Consider the following 12837-nt stretch of genomic DNA (forward strand, 5'->3'; position numbering starts at 1 on the left):
GGGTGCTGCATCCAGGTCCGAACCTTGTAGCGTTACTTAACGCGTCGTCATGAGGTTTCACTTTTCTTGAAGTCGGTCGTGGGGGACGGTGGTCCCATGATCGGACGCGGCGTGATGCGGATGGGTGCGCTGGCCCTGCTGTGGGGCTCGGTGTTCCTGTGGATCGAACTGGCCCTGACCGGACTGTCGCCGACGCAGATCACGGTGGTCCGCTGCGCCCTCGGGGCGGTGACGCTGCTGGTGATGGCGCGCCTGAACGGTCAGAAGCTGCCGCGCCGGCTGTGGGGGCGGCTCGCGGTCGCCGCGTTCTTCTGCAACGCCCTGCCGTTCCTGCTGTTCGCCGTGGGCCAGCAGACCGTCGACTCCGGCGTGGCGGGCGTGCTCAACGCGACCACCCCGCTGTTCTCCCTGATCATCGGGTTCGCCCTGGGCACGGACGGTCCGGTTACGCCAGTCCGGGTGCTCGGCCTGGTCGTCGGCTTCGCCGGCGTGACGCTGATCTTCGCCCCGTGGGAGGAGGCGAGCGTGGTCAGCCTGGGCGCGCTCGCCCTGCTCGGCGCGGCGGCCAGCTACGCGGTCGCGTTCGCCTACATGGGGCGCAAGCTCGTCGGCCACGGCGGTCCGGTCGCGGTGTCGGCGGCGCAGCTCCTCGCCGCCACCGCGCTGAGCACCCTGATGGTCCCGTTCGACCACACGCCCGCCACGCCCAACGTCACGGCCGTCGTCGCCGTGGTGGTGCTGGGCGTCTTCGGCACCGGCTTCACGTTCATCCTCAACTACCGGATCATCGAGGACGAGGGCCCGACCAGTGCCGCCACGGTCGGGTACCTGCTGCCGGTCGTCTCGGTCGGGCTCGGGGCGCTGGTGCTCGGCGAGCCGCTGACGCCCCGGATCGTCGCGGGCATGGCCGTCGTCCTGGCCGGGGTGGCGCTGACCCGGCTGGCACTGGCCCGGTCGGCGGCGGGCAAGCGCCCGGTCGAGCGACGCGGGCATTACCAGTTGTCCGTTATGTCCACCGAGGGTGACGGGGCGGGCGGCCGTTCGGCCGACCACCGTTGACCATGGCATAACCGCTGGTCAGGCTGCTGGTCTGGACCTCGTGCGAGCGACCGTCCGCCTCGTCAACCCTGCGTCGGGGCGCGCTCGCCCGGGTTCACCCGAAGGAGCCAACCCGTGCGTCCTGTTCACCGAACACTCGCCGTCCTGGCCGCCGCGACCACCGCCGTCGGCCTCACCACCGCCGCCGCCTCGGCCGAACCCCTGCACCAGGCCGACGTGATCACCGCGACGGCCTCCGCGACCGTCCACCCGATCAAGGACTCCTACATCGTCTCGCTCAACGCCACCGCCCGCAGCGGCGCGAGCGTGGCCGCCACGGCCGGCGTCACGCCGACCCACGTCTGGGACGTGGCGCTGCACGGCTTCGCCGCCAAGCTGACCCCGGCCCAGGTGCGCAAGCTCAGCCGCGACCCGGCGGTGGCCACCATCGAGCAGGACGTGCTGGTCACCGACGCGCTCGACGCCACCCAGGCCAACCCGCCGTCGTGGGGCGTAGACCGGGTCGACCAGCGCACCCTGCCGCTGTCGAACAGCTTCACCTACAACTACACCGGTGCGGGCGTGCACGCCTACATCATCGACACCGGCATCACGCCGGGTCACGCCGACTACGGCGGCCGGGCCACGTTCGACTACAACGGCATCGACACCAACAACACCGACTGCCACGGCCACGGCACGCACGTCGCGGGCACGATCGGCTCGAACACCTACGGCATCGCCAAGGGCGTGCGGCTGCACGGCGTGAAGATGATGAACTGCTCCGGCAGCGCCACCACCACGTCGGCGCTCAACGCGATCAACTGGGTCACCGCCAACCACACCAAGCCGGCCGTCGCCAACACGTCGTGGAACTTCACCGCGTCGGCCAGCCTGGAGACCGCCATCCGCAACATGATCGCCGCGGGCGTCTTCCTGGCCACCTCGGCGGGCAACACCGGCGGCAACTCCTGCGACCGCCTGCCGCGCAAGGTGGAGACGGCCAGCGTGGTGGCGTCCTCGACCAACACCGACGCCCGGTCGTCGTTCTCCAGCACGGGGGCGTGCGTCGACGTCTACGCGCCCGGCAGCTCGATCATCTCGACCCTCCGCACCGGCGGCTCGGGCGCGATGAGCGGCACGTCCATGGCGACGCCGCACGTCGCGGGCGTGGCCGCGCTCTACAAGCAGCGGTTCGGCGACCAGTCGTCCGCCACCGTGCACAACTGGCTGAACTCCTCGGCCACGCCGGACGTGGTCAGCGGCGGCGCGACCGGCGGCACGGTCAACCGCCTGCTGTTCACCAACGGCCTGTGAACCTCCCCGGCGCGCGGGGGCGACGCCCTCACCCCGCGCGCCGGGGAACCCCGATGATCGGCGTCGCGGTCCGCGCCCATCACCTGCCCGACGCCCGAAAGCGCAGCCGCCGCGAGGGGACGCCGCCGCGAACGGCTGACCATCCGACCGGTCTCATGCGCCCAGCACCGACGACAGGTGGCGCGCCACCACGGCCACGTGCGGCAGGTCCACCATGGACAGGTGGTCGCCGGGCACCGGCACGACCTCCAGCGAGCCGCACGCGTCGGCCCACCCGAGGTCGTCGTCGTCCTGCCGGCGCAGGTAGCGCGGGTCCAGCACGGTGGTCAGCGTCTCCCGGTCGGTCGCCCGGTAGAACACGACCCGGCCCGGGTAGTGCCGCGGCGTGAACCGCTCGGCCGCCCGCGCGTCCAGGTAGGACGTGCGCTGGTGGCGCAGCGCGCCGGGGCTGATGCCCAGGTCGGCGACGGCGGCCAGCACCGCGTCGATCTGCCCCTCGTCGTCCATCCCGGACAACGACTCCCACGGCAGCTCGACCCGCCTGCCGTAGACCTCCTCGACGTGCCGGGCGTAGCGCGCGAACCGGTGCCGCACCAGCTCGGCCGGCGTCACGTCGGGCGCGGGCAGCGGCCGGACCGTGTCGATCATCACCACCAGCTCGACCTCGGCGCCCGCGTCCCGCAGCAGGCACGCCACCTCGTGCGCCAGGCACCCGCCGAACGACCAGCCGCCCAGCACGTACGGCCCGGAGGGCTGCACCGACCGCACCAGCTCCGCGTACCGCGCCGCCTTGGCCGGGATGTCCGGCACGTCGTCGATCCGCTCGTAGCCGTAGCAGGGCCGGTCCTCCAGCAACCCCACCAGCGGCTCGTACACGCTGGTCGGCCCGCCCGCCGGGTGGAACAGGTGCAGCGGTCGCCGCGACCCGCCCGCGCGCAGCACCCGCAGCGGTCCGCCCGCGTCCTCGAACGCCGCGCGCAGCCGTTCGGCCATCGCCTCGACGGTCGGCACGGCGAACAGCGACCCGTCCGCCGCGACCCGGCGACGGACCGCCGCCAGCAGCCGCTCGCGCGAGCCGCCGAGCGCGAAGAAGTCGTCGTGGACGCCGAAGTCCCGCCGCCCCAGCACCTCGGCCCACAGGCCGGACAGCCACCGCTCGGTCGGGTCGCGCGGCTCGACCCGGGTCGGGGCCCCGGGGTCGCGGCCGGCGAGGTGCCGCTCCACGTCACGCAGGCTCGCACCCCGCAGCAGCAACGGCACCGGCAGCTGCACGCCCAGGTCGTGCTCGACCGCGTTGCGCAACCGCATCGCCATCAACGAGTCCAGCCCGAGCGAGGTCAGCGGCTGCGACGGGTCGGGCACGCCGCCCATCACCCGCGCCACGATCGCGCTCAGCCGGTCCGCCTCCGGCGCGTCCGACGGCGGCTGGAGGAACGACTCGAAGAACGGCCGCCGCGCGAGCTGGGGGAACAGCTCCACCACCCGCCGCCGGTCGAACCGCACCACACCGGTCGCGACCCGGTCGGACAGCAGCAGCGCCTCCACCGCCTGCACGCCCTCGGCCGGTGAGAGGGGACGCAGCAGCGGGTTGTCGTTGTCCTTGGCCAACCCCACCCGGCTCCACGCGCCGAACTCGATGGTCGTCGCGGGCAGCCCCGCCGCGCGCCGCCGGCGGGCGAACCCGTCCAGCCACGCGTTGGCCGCCGCGTACGCGGCCTGACCGGGTGAGCCGAGCAGCGCCGCCGCCGAGGAGAACACCACGAACCAGTCCGGCCGGCAGCCGGAGGTGGCCTCGTGCAGCCGCAGCGCGCCGTCGACCTTGGGCCGCAGCACGCGCCGCACGTCGGCCGGGTCGAGCCGGTCGAACGGCGCGTCGGCCAGCACGCCCGCCGCGTGCACGACACCGCACAGCCGCACCCCGCCGTCCACCGCCGCCGCGACCGCGTGGTCGGCCACGCCGGGTTCGGCGACGTCACCGGTCACCACGACCACGTCCGCGCCGAGCGCCCGCAACTTCGCCACCTCGGCCCGCGCGTCCGCCGACGGGCCGCGCCGACCGCACAGCACGATCCGCCCGGCGCCCCGCTCGGCCAACCACCGGGCCATGACCAGGCCCAGCGCGCCCAGCCCGCCGGTGATCACGTACGCGCCCGAGTCGACCGCGGACCCGGTCGCGGGCACGTCGACCTCCGCCCGGCGCAACCGCGCCGCGTACCGCACCCCACCACGCCAGGCCACCTCGTCGTCCGCCTGGTCGGCGAGGAGTTCGCGGGGCAGCGCCGCGACGTCGTCCACGTCCACGGCCGTGGCGCGCGACCGGGGCCGTTCGAACGCCAGCACCCGCACCGCGCCGCGCAACGCGGCCTGGTCCGGCACGCCCGCCTCGCCGTCCAGCACGCAGGCCGCGTTCCGGGTGACGATCCACAGGCGTCGCGGGTCGTGTGTTAACGCCGACAGCCGGACCAAATCCTCCTCCAGGCCGCGGGGGCCGAACACGATGCCGTCGGCCGGGGCGGCGGGGTCGGTGGTCACGTGCTGCCCGGCGTCGATCAGGGCGTCGGCGAGGTCGCGGTCGTCCGACAGCAGCAGCCAGGTGCGGGGCGCAAGGTCTACGGCGGGCAGGTCGTGGCGCTCCCACCGGGTCTCCAGCGCCAACCCGGACAACGCCACCGAGGCGGGCCGCACCCGCACGTCCGCCACCTCGACCAGCAGCGTGCCGGCGTCGTCGTACAGCCACACCGACCCGGTCAGCTCGCCGCCGGTCTCCCGGACCACCGCCTCGCACCGGTCGGCCCGCCGCGGGTCGCCGTGCAGCCGCACGGCCCCGATGCCGACCGGCAGGTACGGCCCGCCGGCGGCGAGGTCGAGCGCGGCGGCGGCGAGGGCGTGCAGGCACGAGTCGAGCAGCGTCGGCGGCAGGCGCAGCGCGCGGTCCGGGCCGTCGGGCCGGTCGACCCGGCAGCTGGCCGCGCCCGCCGCGGCGCGGGCGGACCGGACGCCCCGGAACACCGGGCCGTAGTTCATGCCCGCGTCGGCGAGCCGGTCGTAGAGGCCGACGGGCCGCAGTCCGCCGCGGACCGGCGGCGGCGTGCCGGGCGCCTCGCCGGGGACGACGGTCGCGGTGGCGTGCCGGACCCAGCCGTCGGCGGTCTTGGCGTGCACCTCCACCCGCCCGTCCCGGAACGTGGTGCTCACCGGCACCTCGTCGGTCAACGCGAGCAGCGACTCGAACACGACGTCCCGCACGGTCAGGGGACCGGCCACCACCTGCGCCGCGGCGGCCAGCGCCATCTCCACGTAGGCCGCCCCGGGCAGCACGGCGGTGTCCTGCACCCGGTGCTCGCCCAGCCACGGCAGCGCGGCCAGGCCCACGTCGGCCTGCCACGCGTGCGTGCCGTCGGGCAGCTCCACGTGGTCGCCGAGCAGCGGGTGGCCGGCCCGACGGGACGGGGGAGCGGTCCAGTGCGGGCGGTGCTCCCAGGGCGCGGTCGGCACGTCGGTGACGCCGTGGGCCGGCACCAGGCCGTGCAGGTGCAGCGACGCGAGGTTGTCGTGGAACGTGGCCACGTCGTCGGTGTCGCGGCGCAGCGAGCCGACCAGCACGAGGTCCGGCGCGTGCTCGGCGATCGCGGGCAGCGCCACGGGGTGCGGCGAGACCTCCAGGAACGCCGTGAAGCCGTCCTCGATCGCGGCGCTCACCGCCTGGGTGAACCGGACCGGCCGGCGCATGTGCGCGGCCCAGTAGTCGGCCGTGAACGGCGGCGCGTGCCGCGGGTCGGCCAGCACCGTCCCGTACAGCGGCACGTCGCCGCGCCGCCCGGTGACGTCCCGCAGCGCCGCCGTCAGCTCGTCCAGCACCGGCTCGACGGCGGGGGAGTGGCCGCTGGTGCGCAGCGGCAGGACCCGCGCCAAGCCGCCGTCGGCCTCGACCCGGGCGACCAGCGCGGCCAGCCGGTCCGCCGGGCCGGACACCGTGCAGCGGCGTGGCGCGGCGTGCACCGCCACCGACAGCGCCGGGTCGTCCACCTCGTCGGCGGGCAGCTCGACCGCCGCCATGCCACCGTCGCCGGACGCGTCGACCACGTCCAGCAGCCGGGCCCGGGTGGTGATCACCAGCGCGGCGTCGGCCAGGGACAACGCGCCGCCCACGACCGCCGCGGCGACCTCGCCCGCGGACTGCCCGAGCACCGCCGCCGGGCGCAGCCCGTGCGACTCCCACAGCCGGGCCAGGGCGATCTGCACGCCGAACAGGGCGATCTGGCCGTCGCCGAGGGTGTCCGACGGCGTCTCCAGCAGGGCTCGCACCGAGTGCGGCGCGATCAGCCGGTCCACCTCGTCCACCGCCGCCGCGAACACCGGTTCCTCGGCGAGCAGCCGACGTCCCATGCCCGCCCAGCCCGAGCCGTACCCGGAGAACACCCACACCGCGCCGTCCCGCTTGACCGCCCTGCTCACCGGGCGCTCACCGGACGCCAGCGCGTGCAGCCCGGCGACCACGGCGGCCCGGTCGGGCCCCGTCACCACCGCCGCGTGCGACTCGCGCCCGCGGCGCCGGGCCAGGGTCGCGCCGACCTCGTGCAGGTCGGCGTGCGTGGACGACAGCCACCGCGCGAGGTCCCCGGCGTGCCGCCGCACGCGCCCCTCGGAGGTGCCCGACACCGCCAAGAACGCCGGGCCGCCGGGGCGGTCCACCGGCTCCGGTGCGGGTGGCTCCTCCAGCACGACGTGCGCGTTCGTGCCGCCGAACCCGAACGACGACACCCCGGCCGTGATGCGGCCCGAGTAGCGAGGCCACGGCGTCGGTCCGGTCACCACGCGCAGGCCGGTGAAGTCGATGTGCGGGTTGGGCGCGCGGAAGTGCAGGCTCGGCGGCAGCTCGCCGTGCCGCACCGCCAGCACCACCTTGACCAGCCCGACCAGCCCGGCCGCCGATTCGGCGTGGCCGAAGTTCGACTTCGCCGACCCGAGCAGCAGCGGACCGCCGTCCCGGCCCAGCACCTCGCGCAGCGCGCCCGCCTCGATGGGGTCGCCGAGCAGCGTCCCGGTGCCGTGGGCCTCGACGTAGTCCACCCGCGCCGGGTCGACGCCCGCGTCCGCGTACACCCGGCGCAGCAGGTCGGCCTGTGCTCGCGGGTTGGGCGCCATCAGGCCGTTCGAGCGGCCGTCCGAGTTCACGCCGCTGCCCCGGATCACCGCCAGCACCCGGTCGCCGTCCCGGCGCGCGTCGGACAGCCGCTTGAGCACGACCGCCGCGCAGCCCTCGGCGCGGGCGATGCCGTCGGCGGAGGCGTCGAACGGCTTGCACCGCCCGTCGGCCGACAGCAGGCCCGCCCGGTGGAAGGTGAGCGTGACGGCGGGTCCGAGCAGGAGGTTCACCCCGGCGACCACGGCGGCGTCGGTCTCGCCCGCGCGCAGGCTCTGGCAGGCGTGGTGCACCGCCACCAGCGACGACGAGCACGCCGTGTCCACCGCCAGGCTCGGCCCGCGCAGGTCGAGCAGGTAGGACAGCCGGTTCGCGGCGATGCTCAACGCGCCGCCGGTCGCCGTCCACGGCTCCACCCGTCCCAGGTCGGCCGCCCCCGCCGCGCCGTACTCGCCGGTCGAGATGCCGACGAACACGCCGGTCCGGGTGTCGCGCAGGGTGTCCGGCGCGATGCCCGCGTGGTGCAGCGCCTCCCACGACACCTCCAGCACGAGCCGTTGCTGCGGGTCCATCAGCGCGGCCTCGTGCGGCGCGATGCCGAAGAACTCGGCGTCGAAGCCCTTGATGTCGGCCAGGAAACCGCCGAACCGGGGTGTGCCGTCGGGCAGGCCGGGCCACCGGTCGGGCGGCGCGGGCGCGACCGCGTCACCGCCGCGGCGCAGGAAGTCCCACAGCCGGTCGGGTCCGTCGACGCCGCCGGGCAGCCGGCAGCCCACGCCGACCACGGCGACGCCCTCGGCCGCGGGGCCGGTCGGTGCGGGCTGCGACGTGGGGGCGGGGCCGGCGAGGTGGCGGGCCAGGTGGGCGATCGTCGGGTGCTGGTAGAACACCGTCGCGGGCAGCGGCACGTCCAGGAACTCGCCCAACGCGCCCGCGAGCACCACGGCGTCGCGCGAGGACAGCCCGAGTTCGGCCAGGGGCTGGTCGACGTCCACCTCGCCCCCGGGCAGGTCGGCGAGTTCCGCGACTCGGTGCGCCAACCACGCGCGGAGTTCCGCTTCCGCGGGCATGCCGAGGCCGGTCATGGGTCACCTTTCATGCGATTCCCGCACACAGTCTCGACGAATTCGCGAGACCTGGGACAAAAAGTCCGCGGTCCGAGTGGCTGCGGAGTGCGACCGATCGTGGCCTGGGTGAACGTCTGTGAACAATACGCCGATCGGGTTAAGGATAAGCGCGTGGAGTAGTCGTTGACAGTTCTCGTACTCGCCGGTAGCTTCTGCGGCCGACGTGCCGGAAATCACTTCGGCGAAAGTTGTGACAACCGCACAAAACCCATTTCGGAATTGTGTCATCGCGCAGAGGAGAGGGTGCTCATGACGGTCACCGCGACCACTGCCGGCACGGTCGTGGACGCCGTGCTGCGCTGGGCACGCGAACGGCCCGGCCACGCCGCCTTCACGTTCCTCGACCACGAGGCGGACCCGCGCGGTGTGCCGGTGTCGATCACGTGGGGCGAGCTGGACGCACGGGCCCGCGGGCTGGCGGCGGAGCTGCGCCGCCGGTGCGCCCCGGGTGACCGCGCGCTGCTCCTGCTGCCGCAGGGCCTGGACTACGTGGTGGCGTTCGTCGCCTGCCTGTACGCCGACGTGCTCGCCGTGCCGCTGTTCCCGATCACCGGCGACGGGCACCGGGAACGCCTCGACGGCATCCTGCGCGACTGCGCGCCGAAGCTCACCCTCACCTCGGCCCCCGTCGACCCGGGACCGGACGTGGTGGTGGTCGGCAGCGTGCCGCCGTCCGCCGACCCTCCCGCGCCGCGGCTCGGCGGTCCGGCCTACCTCCAGTACACGTCCGGCTCGACGCGCACCCCGGCCGGTGTGGTCGTCACCGACCGGAACTTCCGGGTCAACGTGCGCCAGGCCCTCACCGCGTACGGGCTGGCCGACGTGGATCCGTCGCCGGTGAGCTGGTTGCCGCTGTTCCACGACATGGGGCTGGTGCTCGGCGTGGGCGTGGCGCTGATGACCGGCGCCGAGGCGGTGCTGATGGACCCGTCGGCGTTCCTGTACCGGCCTTCGCGCTGGTTGCGGGCCATGAGCGGGCGGCGGAACGTGATCAGCGCCGGGCCCGACTTCGCCTACGACCTGTGCGTGCGGCGGGTGTCGGCGGCCGACCGGTCCGGGCTGGACCTGAGCGGGGTCGTCGCGCTGATCAACGGCTCGGAGCCGGTGCGCGCGGCGACGGTGGCGCGGTTCCAGGACGCCTTCGAGCCGTGCGGGCTGCGGCCGGACGCCCAGCGCCCGTCGTACGGCCTGGCCGAGGCGACGGTGTTCGTGACCGCCGCGTCACGGCCCACGACCACCGGGTTCGACCGTGCCGCGTTGGCCCGAGGACGCGTGGTGACCGCGGAGGACCCGGAGCGGGCGAGCGTGCTGGTCGGCTGCGGCGGGGCGGTCGACCAGCACCTCGCGATCGTGGACCCGGTGACCGGCGCGCCGGTGGCGGGGGACCGGGTCGGGGAGATCTGGGTGTGCGGGGAGAACGTCTCGCCGGGCTACTGGTCCGGCCCGGATTCCGGCTCCCGCGAGGGCGGGTTCGGCGCCCGGCTCGACGCCCCGGGCCTGCCTGCCGGACCGTGGCTGCGCACCGGCGACCTGGGCGTCCTGCACGAGGGCGGGCTGTACGTGGTGGGCCGGATCAAGGACCTGATCGTCATCGACGGCCGCAACCACTACCCGCAGGACGTGGAGGCCGCCGCGACCGGGGCGGACGACGTGGTCCGACCGGGCCACGTAGCCGCCTTCGCCGTGCCGTCCGACGGCGGTGAGGCGATGGTCGTGGTCGCCGAACGCGCCGCGAAGGTGCCCCGCGAGTCCGTCGACCAGGCACGCGTGCGAGCGCGCGTACGGGCCGCGGTGTCCCGGCGCTACGACGTGAGGGTGCGGGACGTCGTGATCGTCGAACCGGGCTCGGTGCCGAGGACGTCCAGCGGCAAGCTCTCCCGCTCGGCCTGCCGCGACCGCTACCTCGCCGGTGAACTCCCCGTCTCCTGACCACCCCAGGGAGAAGTGATGTTGCGCGTGATGCTGCTCGTCCTGTCCGCGGTCGCCCTGATGGTCGTGCCCGCGCGAGCCACACCCGTCACGGCCGACGACGGGGCGCAGGTGGTGGGGGAGAGGTGGCTCGACGGGCGCACCGTCGACCTGACCGTGTCCTCGCCCGCGATCGGCGGGCAGGTGCCCGTCCGCGTCCTCACCCCGCCGGGCTGGTCGCCGACCGCGCCCCGGACGTGGCCCGTCCTCTACCTGCTCCAAGGCGTCGGCGACGACTACACCTCCTGGACCCGGGAGACCGACGTCGAAGAGCTCAGCGCCACCCACGACGTCCTGGTCGTCATGCCCGACGGCGGGCGCGCCGGCTGGTACACCGACTGGTGGAACGGCGGCCGCGGCGGCACGCCCCGGTGGGAGAGCTTCCACACCGGCGAGCTGCCGCAGCTGATCGAGCGGAACTACCGGGGCGGCACGGCCCGCGCCGTCGCCGGGCTGTCGGCCGGCGGCACGGGCGCGTTCGGGTACGCGGCCAAGCACCCCGGCCTGTTCCGGGCCGCCGCCTCCTACAGCGGTCTGCTGTCGACGCAGTTCGTCGGCGTCCCCCAGTTCATCTACACGACCGTTGTGCGCGAAGGTCTCGACCCGTACGGGCCGTGGGGTCGAGAGTCGCTGGTGCCCGCGGTCTGGTCGGCGCACAACCCCAAGCAGCTCGCCGCGAACCTGCGCGGTCTCCAGCTCTACATGTCCTACGGCAACGGGTTCAGGGGCGCGCTGGACACCGACTGGTGGTCCTACGACCCGTTCGAGACGATCGTCGGCACCACCTCGCCGGACTTCGTGGCCCGGATGCGGACGCTGGGCATCCCGATCACGGTCAACGCCTACGGCGGCGGCACGCACACCTGGAAGTACTGGCAACGCGAGCTGCGGGCGTCCTGGCCGATGCTGATGTCCGCGCTCACGTGAACCGCGCGGCGGTGCTGGTGGCGTGCTTCGCCGCGTTCGTCACCGCGCTGGACAACAGCATCCTGATGGTGGCGCTGCCGACCATCGGCCGCGACCTCGCCCTGTCCACGAACGGCCTGCAGTGGGCGGTGGTCGGCTACACGCTGGTCTTCGCGAGCCTGATGCCGGCGGCGGGCGCGGCGGGCGACCGGTTCGGGCACCGGCGGGTGCTGGTGACCGGGCTGCTCGGCTTCGCCGCCGCGTCACTGGGCTGCGGCACGTCCCACGACGGCGGGGAGCTGGCGCTGTGGCGGGCGGCGCAGGGCGCGGCGGCGGCGGCGATCGTGCCGACCGGGCTGGCCGTGCTGCGCACCCACCTCGACGCCGCGGGACGCCGGACGGGGATCGCGGCGTGGACGGGCGCGCTGGCCGTGGCGCTCGCGGTCGGGCCCGCGCTGGGCGGCCTGCTGAGCGAGGCGGCGCACTGGCGGTGGATCTTCCTCGGCAACGTGCCGCTGTCGGTCGCGGCGGCCGTCCTGGCCTGGTCCCTGCCGGCGCGGCGGACCACGCGGCCGACACCGGTGCCGATCCGGTCCACGGCCGCGTTGACGGCGGCCGTCTTCACGGTGACCGCGACCGTGCTGAGCGTCGGCGGTGACGGCCCGGTGGCGGCGTTGGCCGCGTTGTCGGGTGCGGCGTGCCTGCTGTTCGTGTCGGTGGAGCGGACGGCCGCGCACCCGCTGTTCCCCGCCGGGTTGGCGAGGCCGGTGTTCGTCGGCGGCACGGTGGCGCAGGCGTTGTGGGGGCTGGCGGTCAGCGGCGTGCTGTTCGTGCTGCCCCTGCACCTGCACCGCGCCGAGCACTTCACCCCGCTGGGCACCGGGCTGTTCTTCGTGCCCGCCGCGCTGGCCGTGATCGCGGGCGCGCCGGTCGTGCCCGCCCTGGTCGCCCGGCTCGGCCCGTGGCGGACGGCCGCGTGCGGGCTGGGCGCGGTGACGTCCGGGCTGGCGGCCATGCCGTGGGCCACCCCGCCGGCGCTGGCGGCGTGCCTGGTGGTGGTCGGTTTCGGCTCGGCGCTGACCACCCCGCTGACCGCGGCGGTGCTGGACACCGCGGACGAGGGGGCCGCCGGCGTCGCCTCGGCCACCGTCACCGCGAGCCGTGAGCTGGCGGGCGGCTTCGGCGTCGCGGTCATCGGCCTGGCGTTCACGTCGGCGGGCCACGTCGCCGCGCTCGTCGTCGCCGCCGGGGTGGCCGCGGTCGCGCTGGGGCTCACCCTCGCCCTGGCCGCCCGGTCGAGGCGTTCGCACCACGTGCCGTAGTCGCCGGTGCCAGGAT

At 74.9% G+C, this 12837-nt stretch carries 6 protein-coding genes; 5 read left to right on the forward strand and 1 reads right to left on the reverse strand.

Features of this window, described 5'->3' with window-relative positions; genetic code table 11:
• Nucleotides 1-96: 96 nt before the first annotated feature.
• Nucleotides 97-1059, forward strand: a complete 963-nt coding sequence (locus tag ACIQMJ_RS20720; protein ID WP_499762624.1) for a DMT family transporter — start codon at nucleotides 97-99, stop codon at nucleotides 1057-1059.
• Between the two features lie 114 nt (nucleotides 1060-1173).
• Nucleotides 1174-2355: a S8 family peptidase gene (locus tag ACIQMJ_RS20725; RefSeq protein WP_499762625.1), complete on the forward strand. Its 1182-nt coding sequence runs from the start codon at nucleotides 1174-1176 to the stop codon at nucleotides 2353-2355.
• Between the two features lie 153 nt (nucleotides 2356-2508).
• Here the strand turns inward: ACIQMJ_RS20725 and ACIQMJ_RS20730 are convergent, their stop codons facing one another.
• Complete coding sequence (locus tag ACIQMJ_RS20730; RefSeq protein ID WP_499762626.1) at nucleotides 2509-8583, reverse strand: SDR family NAD(P)-dependent oxidoreductase; 6075 nt, start codon at nucleotides 8581-8583, stop codon at nucleotides 2509-2511.
• A 291-nt stretch (nucleotides 8584-8874) separates the two neighbouring features.
• Between ACIQMJ_RS20730 and ACIQMJ_RS20735 the strand changes: the two genes are divergently transcribed.
• The 3 genes from ACIQMJ_RS20735 to ACIQMJ_RS20745 are packed head-to-tail and all read left to right on the forward strand — an operon-like array spanning nucleotide 8875 to nucleotide 12821.
• Entirely contained in the window at nucleotides 8875-10554 is a 1680-nt protein-coding gene (locus tag ACIQMJ_RS20735) for a fatty acyl-AMP ligase (RefSeq protein WP_499762627.1), read from the forward strand.
• Nucleotides 10555-10572: 18 nt separating this feature from the next.
• Complete coding sequence (locus tag ACIQMJ_RS20740; protein ID WP_499762628.1) at nucleotides 10573-11520, forward strand: alpha/beta hydrolase; 948 nt, start codon at nucleotides 10573-10575, stop codon at nucleotides 11518-11520.
• Nucleotides 11517-12821, forward strand: a complete 1305-nt coding sequence (locus tag ACIQMJ_RS20745; protein WP_499762629.1) for an MFS transporter — start codon at nucleotides 11517-11519, stop codon at nucleotides 12819-12821. The genes ACIQMJ_RS20740 and ACIQMJ_RS20745 overlap by 4 nt, the downstream gene beginning before the upstream one ends.
• Nucleotides 12822-12837: the final 16 nt, after the last annotated feature.

The organism is Actinosynnema sp. NPDC091369 (assembly GCF_044757065.1).
GTDB lineage: Bacteria > Actinomycetota > Actinomycetes > Mycobacteriales > Pseudonocardiaceae > Actinosynnema.

Coding starts and splice junctions, on each gene's coding strand:
- ACIQMJ_RS20720 (WP_499762624.1), top strand. CDS start 97: ATGATCGGACGCGGCGTGATGCGGATGGGTGCGCTGGCCCTGCTGTGG.
- ACIQMJ_RS20730 (WP_499762626.1), bottom strand. CDS start 8,583: ATGACCGGCCTCGGCATGCCCGCGGAAGCGGAACTCCGCGCGTGGTTG.
- ACIQMJ_RS20735 (WP_499762627.1), top strand. CDS start 8,875: ATGACGGTCACCGCGACCACTGCCGGCACGGTCGTGGACGCCGTGCTG.
- ACIQMJ_RS20740 (WP_499762628.1), top strand. CDS start 10,573: ATGTTGCGCGTGATGCTGCTCGTCCTGTCCGCGGTCGCCCTGATGGTC.